The organism is Natronorubrum halophilum (genome assembly GCF_003670115.1).
GTDB lineage: Archaea > Halobacteriota > Halobacteria > Halobacteriales > Natrialbaceae > Natronorubrum > Natronorubrum halophilum.
This window is the reverse complement of the sequence record NZ_QQTY01000003.1, coordinates 586927-601955: the sequence shown is the minus strand read 5'-3', so window position 1 is coordinate 601955 and position 15029 is coordinate 586927. Positions and strand designations below refer to the sequence as shown.

Below are 15029 nucleotides of genomic sequence, written 5' to 3'. Positions count from 1 at the left end.
CTGAGAGGAAGGGACTGCTGAATATAGAGGCTGTATCCAACTCGGCAGCACCTACGCACTACACACTTCCTTCAATTGATTGGGAGACCGGTCGAGACTGCTGTCCCGGCAGCATCTAGTAGCATCGAATGATTTCAAGTGTCTACTTTGGAATGTCAACCTATCTGATCCCGAATCAGGAATACCAAATCTCCTATAACGGCTCCGAGACCAACAACATCTCGTCATCAATAATGTAGCCGTATTCGTACTCGTCCTCTTTTAGGAACTATTGTTGTGACGTTCGGCGGACTAGTGAGTGCAACGGTGACCGACCTAATTATATCTGCCATCCTCGCCGCGGCTACGTTCGGTATCGTCGCCCACGGCCTCGACGTGTTGTTGGAGTTCGGTGACCTGCGCTTCGGGCTGCGCGAACTGTGTTTCGAACTCGGCCTGAAGCTCCTCGAGGTTGTCTTCAACGCCTTCGAAGACAGCGAGGGTCTGGTCTTCGACACCCGCGTGGGCGTCCAGAACCGCCTCGAACTGCTCGTCGAGGGCCACGATAACCCTCTCGAAGAGTTCGTCGACGGACTCGCTGCCTTCCTGCGCGTTCGCCTCGACGGCCTCGATGGCTTCGGCCTGGTTGGCTTCGATGGCGTCGAGTTGTTCGTCGACGGTGGCGCGGAAGTCACCGAGTAGGTCCTGCTGACCGGGCGTCGTGGACTCGACGGCGTCGAAGTACACGTCGACGACCGTACGGACGGCGTCGTAGCTGCGCTCGTTTGCCTGCTTTGCGGGGCCGAAGTCGACGAATGCCTCGCCGAATTCCTGCTGGGTGTCGACACCGCGTTTGACGGCTTCGTGTGTCTGTTCGATCGCGTTTCGCTGGAGGTCGAATACGGCACTGACGGGAGAGTTGGTTTCGCTCATTGTAGTTGAACGGAGGGGCCGCACACGGATATATCTGCCTCTGAATGCCATTCAATACCATCAGATGTCTTTTCATGACGAAGGTTCTGATACACGGTAGCTCACGTCCCAACAGGTACCGCTGTTGCGGGAGCGCCGATGCTGTGAAATGCGACTGCATGACACGGGTTGGTCGGCTACGAACTCCGATGGACGGGAGATTCTTGGGCCGGGCTGATGGATACGCGCCCTGTATTCAGCACGACCACCGAAATATATCATCTACTGAGGGTTTCAACAGGGCCTCAAAACAGTGTTTCTGGCAGTTCTATTCGGTCAGAGTCCCCCTGGATATCACGGTAAGTATAGGCCAGGCAAGTAACGTAGCGGTAAGGGGGACACTCGTTGCTAGCACAAGCAGCGTGCTAAATAGCGAGGGTGAGTCCAACACGCGAGATTCGATGCTTCAAACCCCCCTACAGTCGTGTTTATAACGGAACGTGTTTATCCCTCTGGGAGGCGTTCATTCTCCTATGAATTCATCGATGGCCCTATGTCGAGCAGCTACGGATAATCTTCCGCTTTCAGTTGCAGTGCTAAACGCAGAAGGCGACATTTTGTCAACGAATGCGGAGTGGCAAGAGTTTGGTCGTGAAAATGACATCGAAATGGCTCCCGAATGTATCGGAGCGAATTATTTAGATACCTGTGATCGGTCTGGCGACGATGAGTACGCAAGACGTGCTGGTGCTGGCATCCGCGAGGTACTGGCCGGAGAACAAGAGCAGTTCACGCTCGAATATCCCTGTCATTCGCCCGATCCCCCTCGATGGTTTCTGCTGAATGCTGCACCCGTAACAGACGACAGCGAGATGTACGCGGTGGTGACGCACTTGAATATCACCGACCGAAAACTCACCGAATTAGCGGTGTCGAAGCAAAATGACGATCTCGTGGCGATTTCGCGCCTAATTTCTCACGATCTTCGCAATCCGCTCACGATCGCGCTCGGCTGGTTGGACATGTGGGAATCTCCTGAAGCAGACCAGGTAGAAAATGCTCTCAAACGGATGGAAGAAATCATCTCCGACGGCTTGATGCTTGTCCAGATGGAGCCGTCAGATGATAATAAAGAAACAGTTGATCTCGGGGAGATTGCTTCTACCAGTTGGGAGTATGTCGATTCCCTCGACGCAACGTTGACGGTCGATGATAAATTGACGGTCGTGGCACACGCATCTCTCCTTCAAAATATCTTCGAGAACCTCTTTCGTAACGCCGTCAACCACGGCGGTAGCGATGTTACGATTTGCGTTGGGAAAACGCAACGTGGGTTCTACATCGAAGACGACGGCTCCGGTATTCCGGAAGAGAAGCGAGATACCGTGTTCGAAGTCGGTTACACAAACTCCACGGGTGGTAATGGCTTCGGGCTAGCTATCGTGAAGCGGCTGGTACTTCTCCACGGGTGGAACATACAAGTGACGGAAGCCGACACAGGTGGTGCGAGATTCGAAATCGACACCAGTGTTGGAGCAGTCGAACACGCGTATCCGGAACTGAAACATTCGCATGTGTAGTGAACGAAAGAGGAACGTCCACTTGTCTCCCTCCTAAGCGGACTCGACAATATCGGTTATCGAGGTCCCATTACCCAGTACCAGTGGGTTTACCCAGTGTAAGACCCTGTATCGGCAAGTCTAATTTTTCGCTAGCGCGGCGCGCGCTCTGTGCGCCGCGCAATTGCCCTGCCCCCTTAGGGGCATACTCGTGAACATAAATCGGGAATTGTGGAATTTTCCGGTAACGGGAACTCCGATTGTCTATTAAGAAGGCGCCGGGGACCGTCCTGATCGGCGCAGTTGAAGTCCCGATCTCAACAACAGCTGCCACGATATGAATACAGTCGATTATCGCTCGTATCATATTCGGAAAATCGATTCTCTCAACAGGCGGGGACAGGGGGGTTAGAGTAAAATGATTTTTCAGTTCTTTCTGGTGATGGCCTCTAACAATCCCTTTCCAGCATTTTCTCGTTTATTATTGTTTTGTCCTCTGATTCACTCATGGATATATCATTAGGAGATACTACGTACCAAAATCTTGGATGCAGTAGGTGAAAGACATCTACTCAGATAGCTAAATTCAACGAACTAGAAATAAACATCACACGGCATTGTCTAATTTAGCACCTCGTCAGCTGGCGTTCGTCCATCGAGCGATTGATGCGGTCTCTGATGGTTATAGTAATGTACGAACTGTTCAATCCATTTGCGTGCGCTCGCCCGACTGCCCACCCACGAGTTATGGAAACGGTCAACTCGCATTTTGAGCGTGTGAAACCACTTTTCGATGAGGTTTCGGTCGGTGTAGTTCACTCGACCGTTCAATCCTAATCGAGCAAGGGCAGTCCGGTAGCCAAACTGCTCGACGAGAAACACCGCTTCGGAGAGATCGTGTTCCTCGTGAAGTCCATGCAGGAATGCAGCTGCCGGATCGGTGCCGTGGCGTCCGAACAACTGAATGTCGAGAATTAACTTTGTGCCGAGGTCTATTGCAGCGTACAACCAAGACCACTCTCCGTTAATTTTGACAGCGGTCTCATCAACCGCGACCCGCGTCGGCTTCGCCGACGGCGGGTCAGAAACGCTGTCAGCCAGCCGATGTACCCAATTCCAAACTGCACCATGAGAGCGTTCAACGCCTAATTCGGTGAGAATCGTTGTTGTCTCCCGAAGCGAACATCCAGTTGCGTGGAGCCGGACGGCGAACGCCCTGACGGGCGTCGCCGTCCGCTCGTTCTCCCAAGCTTCTTCTAAATCCGCGTCGTAGCTCTCGCTGAGCAGGTCTGCGAGCATTAGTCCAAATCAACTCAACGGCCTGTTCACTTCTCAAACTGGCTCAACTAGACAGTGCCACCTACAGACACTAATCATTTTGGGAGAAGCTCTTGACATCACATACTCTGCTTCCACCGAACTGATGAACATCACTAGCCGCGAACGTAAGTAGGGAGGATACCGTCAGGCAACGACTTGTTCGGGCGCCTCGCCGTCGAGGTAGTCTTCGAGTTGGGTGGCGATGATGCGGGGGCCACCGAGGACGGCGTCGCGAGTCGACCCGGCGACGTGTGGGGTGAGGATGACGCCGTTGAGGTCAAGGAGTGGGTGGCCTTCGGGAATCGGTTCCTCTTCGAATACATCAAGCGCGGCGCCGGCGATCTCGTCGTTTTGGACAGCCTTAACGAGGGCGTCCGTGTCGACGAGGCCGCCACGGGCAGTGTTGACGAGGTAACCATCGCTGTTCATTTGTTCGAACTCCTCAGTACTAATCATATCCTCCGTCTCCTCAGAGAGACGGACGTGGAGAGTGACCGCGTCCGACTCACCGAGGAGCGTCTCGAGGGACGCTGGTTCCGCGCCGGTCTCGCGGATTTCGTCGTCGTCAACGTAGGGGTCGTAAACGAAGAGGTCGGGGTTGAAGCTGTTCAGGCGCCGCGCGACGCCGCGGCCGATGTGGCCGAACCCGACGATACCGACCGTCATTGTGCGGACGTCCGGGGGAAGTTGGTCAGGGTCGAAAACCTGGTTCCACTCGCCGCTCGAGAGGTCGGCGTAATTGAACGGAATCTCGCGGAGGCGCGCGAGCAGCATCGAGACGGCGTAGTCCGCGACGGCGTCCCGGTTCCGGCCGGGCGCGTGCAGGACGGTGACATCGTTGTCGGTGGCCGCCTCGATGTCGATGTTCTCGGTGCCACCGCGGGCCGCGGCGACGAGTTCGAGGTCCGCACCCTCAATGAGTTCGCGCGACACGGGCGCCTTGTGAACAACGATTGCGTCAATACCATCGAGGTTCGTGGCAATATCATCCGTGTTGTAGCTCCCGGGACCGAGCGACTCCATGTCCATCGTGACGTTACGGAACTCGGTCGGCGAGGCGTCGCCCATCCAGTCCATACGCTCGAACGTCACGTCCTCGTCTTCAAGGTGGCCGAGAGCCTCGTACATGTATTCGCTTGGCTGCTGGGGGTCTCCACAGAGTAGTACCTGCATTAAATTGTTATTTTTCACCCAACTGCTTTAATGTTTCCCATGGACCGTCCATCGCCTCTGAAACTTCCTTGAAGGCATCGACGAGCGCAGCGTAGCGCGCTTCGGTTGCCGCATCCGGGTCGTACTGGGCGGCCGTGCCAATAGTCTGTTCGACGGCCGTCTCGGCGTCCGGGTAGACGTCTGCAGCGACGCCGCCGCAGAGCGCCGCGCCGAGCGCACCGGTTTCGCGTTCGGTCGGCACCGTCACGGTGCGCGTCGAGATGTCGGCGAACATCTGCGCCCACGCCTCACTCTGCGCGCCGCCGCCAGTGAGCCGCACAGTGTCAAGGTCGAGGGTGATCGACTCGAGGGCGCGCGCCTGCGTGATGGCGACGCCCTCGTATATGGCTCGGAGCATGTGAGCGGGCGTGTGTTCGAGGCGGAGACCGTAGAACCCGCCAGTGCTGTTCGGGTTGTCCGTCGAGCCCTTGAGGAAGGGGTGGAAGAGCAGACCGTCTGACCCGGGCGGGACGTCCGTCACGGCCTCCTCGTAAACGACGTACGGGGAGACGCCGCGCTCGTCGGCTTCGCGGCGCCAGGTGCCGCCGAAGTTCTCGACAAACCAGTCGACACACGCCGCCCCGGAGCGGATACCCTTGTAGCGCAGCCACTTGTCGAGGTAGCGCCGCGGGAGGCCGTCCACGCCGTTCTCGGGCGCCTCCAAAACGGCGACGCTCTGCCCCCACGTTCCGAGAATTAGCAGGCCATCGCCGGGATCGACGACGCCTGCGCCGAGGGTGCAGGCGGCAACGTCGTGGAGGCCTGTGGCGACCGGCGTACCCTCTGGGAGGCCGGTGTGATCGGCTGCAGACGCTGTCACCGTTCCGCAGACGTCCGTGCTCGGGACGACGGGCGGGAGCGCGTCGAACGCCTCCTCGATGCCGAGTGCGGCGAACACCTGCTCGTCGTATTCGGTGTTCGGGCCGTAGAAGACGCTGCCCTCCGAGGTGTCCGTGTGGCGTTCGCCGGTCAGTCGATAGGTGAGGTCACCAGGTGAGGCCTTCGTAGACGATTCCATCGCGACGCTCGATACACCGGCGTCCATCGATCACGACCGGCGTCGCCATCGCGTCGAACTCCTCGTCGAGGTCGCTGAACTCCGCCCAGTCGGTGACGACGAGCGCACTATCCGCATCGCGGAGCGCGTCCGCGGCCGTCCGTGTGTAGTCGACATTCGGGAACCGCTCGGCCATTTCCTCGGCGGCGACCGGATCATATGCGATGACATCTGCACCTCGGGCCTGGAGGGCGTCGATCACGGGAATCGCCCGCGAGTTCCGAATGTCGTCGGTGTCCGATTTGAACGCGAGCCCGAGGACGGCGATGCGTGCATCCCCGAGGGAGACGTGGTCGGTCAGAAGATCGAGAAGTCGCTCGGGCTGGCGGTCGTTGATCTCGACGGCCGCCTCGAGCAGCGCCGGATCGTAGCCTTCCTCGCGCGCGGCCGCAATGATCGCGTCAACGTCCTTCGGGAAACAAGAGCCGCCCCAGCCGACGCCACTGCGGAGGAACTGCTCGGAGATCCGGTCGTCGAGGCCGATTGCCTCCATCACCTCGTAGGCGTCGAGATCGAACTCTTTGCAGATGTTCCCGAGGTCGTTCACCAGACTGATCTTCGAGGCGAGAAAGGCGTTGTTCGCGTACTTCGTCATCGATGCGGTCTGTGGGTCAGTTTCGACGACGTGGGCATCGTGATCATCGAAGAGCGGTTCGAACACCGCATGAAGCATCTCCGTTGCCCAGTCCGAGTGCGTCCCGTAGACGATCTTATCCGGATGCAAAAAGTCCGAAACGGCACTGCCCTCGCGGAGGAACTCGGGGTTCATCCCGATCTCGATATGCTCGTTCTCGTTCGCCCCTCGGTGGACTGCTGGTTCGAGCACGTACGTAATACTCGGCGGGGGTACCGTACTCTTGATCACGACTAAATGTGATTCCGTCTTCTCGGCGAGTGACTCGCCGGTCGCTTCAGCAGCGGCCTCGAGTGCCGTAAGATCGATACTTCCGTCCGCGTTCGAGGGCGTCCCGATCGCCAGGAACGTGATGTCGGACTCCGGGACCGCGTCGTACGACGTCGTCGCAGTGAGTCGCTCGCCGGCGTGGGCCTCGAGGAACTCTTCGAGTCCGGGCTCCGAAATCGGTGCTCGCCCATCGTTGAGCGCTGCGACGATCTCCTCGTCGATGTCGATCGCCGTTACGTCGTGGCCGAGTTCCGCAAAGCAGGCCGCGATCGTCGTACCCACATAGCCGCTACCGATGACCGTGATGTGCATTGATTGGGGTGCTCGAGCCGACAGACATGAATGTTCTGGTACTATAGTCAGACAATATCAAAAATCAGAAGATCTTTGTAGCCCTAATTAAATACCAATTAGCAATGCAAGCAGTCGTACTCGCCGCAGGCGAAGGGACACGGCTTCGACCGCTGACTGAGGATAAACCAAAAGGGATGGTCGAAATCGACGGGGAACCGATCCTCACACACTGTTTCGACCAGCTCGTCGACCTCGGTGCGGAGGAACTCGTCGTGGTCGTCGGCTATCTCAAAGAACGGATCATCGATCACTTCGGCGATGAATACCGAGAGGTACCGATCACGTACGCCCACCAGCGCGAGCAGGCCGGACTGGCTCACGCGCTGTTGACCGTCGAAGAGCACATCGAGGACGACTTTATGCTCATTCTGGGCGACAACGTCTTCGAGGCAAACCTCGAGGACGTCGTGCGTCGTCAGCAAGAGGAGCGTGCGGATGCCGCATTCCTGGTCGAAGAAGTCGAGTGGGAAGAAGCCTCTCGCTACGGGGTCTGTGATACCAACCAGTATGGCGAAATCACGGACGTCGTCGAAAAGCCCGACGACCCACCATCCAACCTCGTTATGACCGGCTTCTATACGTTCTCGCCGGCGATCTTCCACGCTTGTCATCTGGTTCAGCCCTCGAACCGCGGCGAGTACGAGATCAGTGAAGCGATTGATTTACTGATTCAGAGTGGGCGGACGATCGACGCGATCGGGCTGGATGGCTGGCGGATCGACGTTGGCTACCCCGAGGATCGAGACGAGGCCGAACGACGGCTCCAAGATGAGGCCGGCGTCGCTGTCGAAGCCACGTCCGACTGAGAAACGGATATTTGGTCGGCTCTCTTAGTTTCACCATCATTATCTTACATTTCTGTCGCTGGACAGTGGTAAAGCGAGGAGAGGTTGTATAGTCAGTAAAGTGATTGATTTTTGCACCCCTTATAACGTGGGAGTGATTGAATCAGCAGATTTTTGATCTCTCTCTGAAATCTATTATGTATATGGACATTCTTGTAACCGGAGGGGCCGGCTTTATCGGCGGGCACCTCGCCGAGTCTTTTGCCCTCGAGGGCCACGACGTCACGGTGCTGGACAATCTCGATCCGTACTACGACATTGGCATCAAAGAACAGAACATCGAGCTCGGACGACAGGCCGCACAGGAGTCAGCTGACTCCCCAGTGAATTCGTCAGACCCGGGTTCGACGGCTGATACGGAGGGGAACATGCTCGAGTACGACGAAACCGAAATTCCCGGGGCGAACGCCGGGAGCTACGAGTTCGTCGACGGCGATGTGCGCCACGCGGACCTCGTCGATCGGCTGGTGGACGACGTCGACGTGGTTTACCACCAGGCCGCCCAGGCTGGGGTGCGAACGAGCGTCGACAACCCGCGGAAGCCCAACGATATCAATGTCGACGGCACGTTGAACGTCCTGGACGCGGCACGTGACACGGACATCGAGCGCGTCGTCCTCGCGAGTTCGTCGTCTGTCTACGGCAAACCCGAGTACCTGCCGTACGATGAGGAGCATCCGACGACGCCGGTATCGCCGTACGGCGTCTCGAAACTCGCCGGCGAACAGTACGCCCGTCGATTCGCGAGGGCGTCTCGCAGTTTATCGACTGGTACCGGGCGAACCGTGAGTGGTACGAGCCGCTGGTGCTGAACTCGTGAGGGACCAATGATCGACGAGTATTGGGATCTGATCGTCGCGATCCTGGCGGGGGTCGTCCAGGGGGTCGTCGAGTGGCTGCCAGTGTCCTCACAGGGCAACCTCTCGCTTTTTCTGACGCTCGTCGGAACGTCACCGGATCACGCCCTGCAACTGGCGCTGTTCTTACAACTGGGAACGACGCTCTCGTCGGCGCTGTACTACCGAGCGGATATCCTCGAGAGTCTCGAGGCAGCCCCCGAATGGCGACCACAGACAGCCTTCGTCGGGCCGAACGCAGTGACATCGTTCGTCGTCGTGGCGTGTCTCGCGACGGGGCTGATCGGCCTCCCGCTGTATTTCCTGGCAGTTGGGTTCGTCAGCGAGCTGTCGGGCGGCGTGTTCATCGCGGCGATCGGACTCCTACTGGTGCTGACGGGCGTGTTGCAGCTCGCCTCGGAGTCAGTCGACCTCGCAGCCAAATCCGAACCGACACTTTGGGACGCAATCCTCGTCGGGGCTGTTCAGGGACTCTCGATCCTTCCGGGCGTCTCTCGATCTGGCGTCACGACGAGTGCCCTCATCTTCCGGTCGTACGAGGCTCCCTCGGCGTTTCGCCTGTCGTTCTTGCTGTCGATTCCGGCGGGGATCGGTGCTGGTCTGTTGATTTTCGTCACTGAAGGCGGTGTCCCAGGCGTGAGTCTCGAGGCAGCACTCGTAGCACTGGCGACGAGCGCCATCGTAGGGTATGCAACGATCGGGATCCTGATGCGCGTCGTCGAGCGCGTGCCGTTCTGGCTGGTGTGTTTCGGGTTAGGTGGATTAGCGATTGTCGGCGGTGGCGGCGTGACGCTGCTCGGCGCGTGATTTGGCTGTCGCTCAGTAAGGACGCTGCGTTCCCGGCTGCCGTTGTCGATTACGTGGACTGAGGGGTCGAACGACCTCGATGTATGGCTCGAGGAGATACCAGCCAAGACTCGCCGCGATAGCGAGAGCATTGATCCCAACGTCCACGAGCGTTGGATGACGCATTGCAGCGATATGGTCGTATTTCGAAAAACTACCCCACTGACCGTCATCCTCCCACTCCGTGATTGGGAGTGCATTCCGAATCTTTCGGGAGTGCTGCCCGATTCGCGAACTGATATCGGCAGATTCGCCGACGTAGATCGGTGTCACGTCGCAGGCGTCCGTATCATCCAACAGATACACCAGATAGAGGTACTCTCCGTCGTTCTTACCCCACTTGTAACTGCTTAGTGCACTGCTCGTCTCGGGTTCGCCCTCTGCGTGTTCGAAAAACGGGACCGGGTCCGGAGTCTCGTCAGAGCGAAGATCCTGTAGGAGCGTGTCCTTGAGCCAAGATTCCCACAGTGCTGCTTTGATCATCCAATACAGATGTGTCATTGCTAGTTAATAAAACGCACGAGCATTCGGTTGTAGTGAAACATCCACTACCGAACGCTAATCACCGAACGTCTATCGGCATGGGTCAGCGAGTACATCAATCAGTCCAAACGGCTCGTAACCATTTGACGAGGTCACTGGTCCACCCTCAATCGTGCTGTACATCTCATTGTGACGGGTTTCGGAATCGTCGAACGACTAGCTCGTCAGAGCTGTCGAGAATGTGTTGTCAGCGCTCGGAAGAGATCGGACGGAGATTCGACGCAAAATCGCTGAGACTCGAGAAATGAACTTGTCCACCTTCACCGTGCTCGACAAAAATCGCTCTTATGTAGAACTGCGGAAAGACGTTTCTCAGACGTAGAATTACAGCATCCTGCCGCCAATTTGGAGGTATGTCCAGTACCATTCCAACTTTCGGCAGGATGCTACGTCAACTAGTGGACCTAGAGGTCTTAGCCCTTCGGACGGAGCCGCTCGATGTCCGCATCGAGCGGCGACTCAAGCAGTTCTGGGCGGACGCTATTTGTCCACACTGCGATCACCAGAGCATTCGTGTCTGGGACGATCTCGACCGTATTTGGTGCCGAAACTGTGATTTTCGCCCAGTATACACGTATGGAACGCCATTCCACGAGAAGCACCTCTCCTGCGGTGAGGTGCTTCTCGCGTACATTCTCTACGCTGATACGTTGTTGAGCATCTCACAGATCGCGGTATTGGTTGATCGAACCTACATGACCGTCGATTACGCGATTCGAGACGTGGAAGCCGCGATTTCTCGCGGCTTCCCCGCTGTTTGGGCACGAATCCAGCAGACGATGCTTGGTCCGACTGAAGTCGATGAGAGCGGCAAAGTCTGTTCGGGCTACAAAGGACAAGATCCCCCACGAGAGAGCCGCTATCGTGGGGGATCGTTCCGTAGGGGACGCATTCGCTGGAAGGGGCGTCACGGCGATCAGCTAACACTCGTCGCGGCACGCCGCGACGAGCTCACCGTGATCCGGGCAAAGAAAGGAATTCGCTTTGAGAGTGATCTTCTCAGCGTGATCCAGGAGACTGAAGACCTCTCCCAGTGGCTGGGAGAGGTCTGGACCGATGGGTTGCAAGCGTATCGGAGACTCGACTATGATCATCGAGTTGTGATGCACGACGAACGGTATGTTTCGCCTGACGGCGTCCACATTAACCACGTCGAGAGTCTCTGGTCGGTGATTCATCCGTGGCTGCGGAAGTTCCGCGGCCTGTCCAAGCAGGGCTTGGAACAGGCCGCTCACACTTTCGGATTGCTCCAGTCATTAAATCGCGTGAGGGCACCGATATTGACACTCGTCGATAGCGTTGCGATCGACTCGTTCCACAGTTCTACATAAGAGCGATTGATGAAGAGGTCATCGAGACGCTCAACAACGGACAGGCACCAATCTCCGAACCCGGGCTCAAGGACCTTCTCGAGACCCACGTCGGAAATCGACTCGAGGCTACTACCTCCTACGACGCCGTTCCAGAGTCAGATGTTACCTTTTTAGCGATCGGGACGCCGTCAAACGATGATGGCAGTATCAACCTCGGAGCACTAGAAGCGGCCGCCGAAGCGACCGGGGCTGCACTCGCCGACAAAGACGAGCGACATCTGGTCGTCATCAAGAGTACGGTAACGCCGCCAAGTATTACGAACGTTCTCGAGCCAGCGATCCGCGAAGGGGCGGACAATAACGATGCTATCGAGGTGGGGATGAACCCCGAATTCCTCCGCGAGGGGAGCGCAGTCGCGGACTTTCAGGATCCCGACAAACTCGTCGTCGGGACGAACTCCGAATGGGCATCACAACGGCTACACGATGTGTTCGAACCGGTTCTCGAGACCGAAACGCCAGTCGTCGACACCGACCCGCAAACGGCCTCGATGATCAAGTACGCGAACAACGCGTTCCTCGCCTCAAAAATCAGTCTTGTCAACGACCTCGGGAACATCTGCAAGGAATTTGGCCTCGACGCGTACGAAGTGATGGACGCGATCGGCCTCGATGACCGCATCTCCGAACAGTTCCTCCGCAGCGGTGTCGGCTGGGGTGGCTCCTGTTTCCCGAAGGACGTCAATGCGATCATTGCGGCCGCACGCGAGGAAGCGTACGATCCAGCCGTGCTCGAGGCCGCTGTCGAGATCAACGATCGCCAGCCTGAACGCATGCTCGAGTTGCTTGAAAGCCATGTCGACCTCGAGGATGCGCGGATCGCGGTTCTTGGGTTGGCGTTCAAACCACGTACGGACGACATTCGGAATTCGCGGGCCATTCCGATGACCGAACGGCTCAAAGAACGAGGAACCGAGATCGTTGCCTACGATCCAGTCGCGATCGAGCCAATGCAAGAGCGATTCCCCGATATCGAATATGCGAACTCGGCAGCGGACGCCCTTGCTGGCGCTGATGGTACCGTTATTGTCACGGACTGGGACGAATTCGCGACGCTCGACGAGGAGTTCGATGCGATGGCGACGCCGGTGGTTGTTGATGGTCGACGAATTGTGGATCCACGGCCTGGAATCACGTACGAAGGCTTGACTTGGTAATTGATCCTGTTAAAAATAGACGAGCGAAAACGCAGCTCACGGATCGATATGGATCGTACGTTTAATACAGGACCGTCAGTATTAGCATTTGTTCAGGTATCCACTTATTCCACCCGGACACCCCCCTATCACGCCCAGAAGATCTCGGTAATGGACCGATGTTGGAGCCCCTATCCAGTAGTGGTGAAGATCGGACAGGGCGACCGGAGATCGAGCGTCAGGTGATCGCTGACGTGGAGGCGATCTCCGGTTAGTGGGGTAGTTTGCAATGTCTCACGTCAGCCAGATACCGTCTCCCCAGAGAGTGTTTCTGCAAGTGCCTCATTCTGGTAGGATCTGTTGAATCCTGATTCAATCAAATCGGTCAATAACGCGTCCACAGTACTTTCGTGCCAGCAGTTATCGTCGGTTGAGGGGCAATATTCGCGCGGTCCATCGTTCGAATCGTATCGCGACCATTCCGAACCGATCGACAGAACGACATCCGATCAGAACCGGTAGCATCGAGAGCCTAAATTCAGGCGGAAGAGAGTGTTCCAAAATGGTTCTCAAGCGCTACACGGTCGATCTTCCCAGTCGACGTACGGGGAATGTCGTCGACGAATTCAATTCGCTCTGGCACCTCGTGTTCTCTGAGGCGGGCGGTACAAATCTCGCGGATCCGTGCCTTGGTGACGTCGCCATCACGTGTGACGATGGCCGTGATGACTGCGCCTTGGCGATCGTCAAGAGCATCGATAATCGCTGCTCCCGTGACGCCGTCGATTTCGTAGAGGACCTCCTCGATTTCGCGTGGGTAGACGTTTGCACAACCGACAGTGAACATATTCCCACGCCGACCAACGACGAAGAGGTGACCGTGCTTATCGAGATATCCAATATCGCCCGAGCGGAGCCACCGAGTTCCATCCCGCTCAACGAAAGACTCGGCGTCACGCTGCTGGCGCTCGAAACCCGGTGTCACCGTGTCCCCCCGCCAGAGTAGTTCGCCGCGTTCCCCCCGGTTAACTGGCTGCTCCGTCTCGAGGTCCTCGATGCGCAGGTCGACGACTTCGTAAGCTGGCGGACCGACACTGCCTGGCTTCCGCACCTCCGTATCGGGCCGATTAAATGCCGCCAGCGGTGTCGTCTCGGTCATCCCGTACCCCTCGAGGACCGTCGCATGGAGTGTTGCCTCGGCAGCGTCGAACAGTTCTGTCGGCATCGGTGCTCCACCGACAACGACCCGCTGCAGTGACGAGAAATCGTAGTTGTCGACAGCCTCGTCAGTGATCAGATCACTCACCATATTTGGTGTGAGGAACGTATAGGTGATTTCTCGAGTCTCGATGTTCTCCGCCATGGAGACGGCATCCCACTCCGGCAGGAACCAATTCTCCGCCTCGGCCAGGAGTAGCGGCGTCGTCGTGACGTTGAGACCGGTGACATGGAAACACTGACTCACCGTCAGACCGATATCGTCTCGGGTTAAGCGATGATACGTACAAATTCCCCGTGCATTGGCAATGATATTGCCGTGAGTATGACAGACACCTTTCGGGCGTCCGGTCGTGCCGCTGCTGTAAACGACCGCTGCCGTCTCGGCGCTCCGTCGCGGATAGACGGTATACGTGTCCGACACTTCCTCAAGCAACGTGCGAAATTTAGCACCGACGCACCCGTCGACGGTAATCATCGTTTCTACGTCCGTCGCGAGAGATTCGAACGCCTCGTCAGTCACGAGGACCGAGACGTCACTAGTGTCGAGCACGTAGTGCACCTGTTCGTCGGTGAATCTCGTGTTGATGGGGACAGGAACGGCGCCGCACTTCATCGCACCGAGGTACGCGGTCAAGAACGGAACCTGATTCCGGAGACAGATGGCGACGCGATCGTCGGACTCTACACCGCGCGCGACGAGAAGGTTCGCTGCTGCACTTGACTCCGTCGACAGTTCGGCATACGTTAACTGCCGTTTCAAGTCTCCTACCGCCCACGAGTCCGGAGCATTCCTCGCAGCGTGATCAACGACGTTCCCGAAGTTCATGGCCGGACGAATCACCTGCCAGAACATCTGACTTTTTGCACGCGAATTACATATCAACAGAGGATAATAGACGAAGCTGTGCCGG

11 protein-coding genes and 2 pseudogenes are annotated in these 15029 nt (G+C 57.4%); 6 read left to right on the top strand and 7 right to left on the bottom strand.

Translation table 11 applies throughout. The features are described from left to right. Positions 1–315 precede the first annotated feature (315 nt). Positions 316–912, bottom strand: a complete 597-nt coding sequence (locus DWB23_RS14910; RefSeq protein ID WP_121743582.1) for a hypothetical protein — start codon at positions 910–912, stop codon at positions 316–318. A 512-nt stretch (positions 913–1424) separates the two neighbouring features. On the opposite strand from DWB23_RS14910, the gene DWB23_RS14905 reads away from it, so the two are divergent. Beyond that, on the top strand, positions 1425–2471 hold the full coding sequence (locus tag DWB23_RS14905; protein ID WP_121743581.1) for a PAS domain-containing sensor histidine kinase: 1047 nt from the start codon (positions 1425–1427) through the stop codon (positions 2469–2471). Between the two features lie 600 nt (positions 2472–3071). On the opposite strand, the gene DWB23_RS14900 is transcribed toward DWB23_RS14905, so the two are convergent. The 4 genes from DWB23_RS14900 to aglM (DWB23_RS14885) form a co-directional block, all read right to left on the bottom strand. After that, positions 3072–3749, bottom strand: a complete 678-nt coding sequence (locus DWB23_RS14900; RefSeq protein ID WP_121743580.1) for an IS6 family transposase — start codon at positions 3747–3749, stop codon at positions 3072–3074. A gap of 165 nt (positions 3750–3914) precedes the next feature. Continuing rightward, the gene (locus tag DWB23_RS14895; protein WP_121743579.1) at positions 3915–4943 is read right to left on the bottom strand and encodes a 2-hydroxyacid dehydrogenase; all 1029 of its coding nucleotides are present in this window, start codon (positions 4941–4943) and stop codon (positions 3915–3917) included. Between the two features lie 7 nt (positions 4944–4950). Continuing rightward, complete coding sequence (locus tag DWB23_RS14890; protein WP_238717460.1) at positions 4951–6000, bottom strand: FGGY-family carbohydrate kinase; 1050 nt, start codon at positions 5998–6000, stop codon at positions 4951–4953. Then, a complete protein-coding gene (aglM, locus tag DWB23_RS14885; RefSeq protein ID WP_121743578.1) occupies positions 5969–7255 on the bottom strand; it encodes a UDP-glucose 6-dehydrogenase AglM in 1287 nt (428 codons plus the stop codon). The genes DWB23_RS14890 and aglM (DWB23_RS14885) overlap by 32 nt, the downstream gene beginning before the upstream one ends. Positions 7256–7359: 104 nt before the next feature. Between aglM (DWB23_RS14885) and aglF the strand changes: the two genes are divergently transcribed. From aglF to DWB23_RS14870, 3 genes and pseudogenes are all read left to right on the top strand, one after another. Further along, complete coding sequence (gene aglF, locus DWB23_RS14880; RefSeq protein WP_121743577.1) at positions 7360–8103, top strand: UTP--glucose-1-phosphate uridylyltransferase AglF; 744 nt, start codon at positions 7360–7362, stop codon at positions 8101–8103. Positions 8104–8285: 182 nt separating this feature from the next. Next, positions 8286–8885 (top strand): annotated as a pseudogene (locus tag DWB23_RS14875) (NAD-dependent epimerase/dehydratase family protein); the annotation flags it as partial. An 84-nt stretch (positions 8886–8969) separates the two neighbouring features. Beyond that, positions 8970–9806: an undecaprenyl-diphosphate phosphatase gene (locus DWB23_RS14870; RefSeq protein WP_121743576.1), complete on the top strand. Its 837-nt coding sequence runs from the start codon at positions 8970–8972 to the stop codon at positions 9804–9806. 12 nt (positions 9807–9818) lie between these two features. On the opposite strand, the gene DWB23_RS14865 is transcribed toward DWB23_RS14870, so the two are convergent. After that, positions 9819–10328, bottom strand: a complete 510-nt coding sequence (locus DWB23_RS14865; RefSeq protein ID WP_238717459.1) for a GIY-YIG nuclease family protein — start codon at positions 10326–10328, stop codon at positions 9819–9821. A gap of 413 nt (positions 10329–10741) precedes the next feature. On the opposite strand from DWB23_RS14865, the gene DWB23_RS14860 reads away from it, so the two are divergent. Together DWB23_RS14860 and aglM (DWB23_RS14855) are read left to right on the top strand one after the other, a co-directional pair. Further along, entirely contained in the window at positions 10742–11719 is a 978-nt protein-coding gene (locus DWB23_RS14860) for an IS1595 family transposase (RefSeq protein ID WP_121743575.1), read from the top strand. 5 nt (positions 11720–11724) lie between these two features. Beyond that, positions 11725–12918: pseudogene (gene aglM / locus DWB23_RS14855) on the top strand (UDP-glucose 6-dehydrogenase AglM); the annotation flags it as partial. Between the two features lie 517 nt (positions 12919–13435). Here the strand turns inward: aglM (DWB23_RS14855) and DWB23_RS14850 are convergent. Next, positions 13436–14944: a class I adenylate-forming enzyme family protein gene (locus DWB23_RS14850; protein ID WP_121743694.1), complete on the bottom strand. Its 1509-nt coding sequence runs from the start codon at positions 14942–14944 to the stop codon at positions 13436–13438. Positions 14945–15029: the final 85 nt, after the last annotated feature.

Excerpts from the sequence above, each read along its gene's own strand:
- DWB23_RS14890 (WP_238717460.1), bottom strand. The coding sequence starts at position 6,000 with ATGGAATCGTCTACGAAGGCCTCACCTGGTGACCTCACCTATCGACTG.
- DWB23_RS14850 (WP_121743694.1), bottom strand. The coding sequence starts at position 14,944 with ATGAACTTCGGGAACGTCGTTGATCACGCTGCGAGGAATGCTCCGGAC.
- DWB23_RS14860 (WP_121743575.1), top strand. The coding sequence starts at position 10,742 with ATGTCCAGTACCATTCCAACTTTCGGCAGGATGCTACGTCAACTAGTG.
- aglM (WP_121743578.1), bottom strand. The coding sequence starts at position 7,255 with ATGCACATCACGGTCATCGGTAGCGGCTATGTGGGTACGACGATCGCG.
- DWB23_RS14900 (WP_121743580.1), bottom strand. The coding sequence starts at position 3,749 with ATGCTCGCAGACCTGCTCAGCGAGAGCTACGACGCGGATTTAGAAGAA.
- DWB23_RS14910 (WP_121743582.1), bottom strand. The coding sequence starts at position 912 with ATGAGCGAAACCAACTCTCCCGTCAGTGCCGTATTCGACCTCCAGCGA.
- DWB23_RS14870 (WP_121743576.1), top strand. The coding sequence starts at position 8,970 with ATGATCGACGAGTATTGGGATCTGATCGTCGCGATCCTGGCGGGGGTC.
- DWB23_RS14895 (WP_121743579.1), bottom strand. The coding sequence starts at position 4,943 with ATGCAGGTACTACTCTGTGGAGACCCCCAGCAGCCAAGCGAATACATG.
- aglF (WP_121743577.1), top strand. The coding sequence starts at position 7,360 with ATGCAAGCAGTCGTACTCGCCGCAGGCGAAGGGACACGGCTTCGACCG.
- DWB23_RS14905 (WP_121743581.1), top strand. The coding sequence starts at position 1,425 with ATGAATTCATCGATGGCCCTATGTCGAGCAGCTACGGATAATCTTCCG.
- DWB23_RS14865 (WP_238717459.1), bottom strand. The coding sequence starts at position 10,328 with ATGATCAAAGCAGCACTGTGGGAATCTTGGCTCAAGGACACGCTCCTA.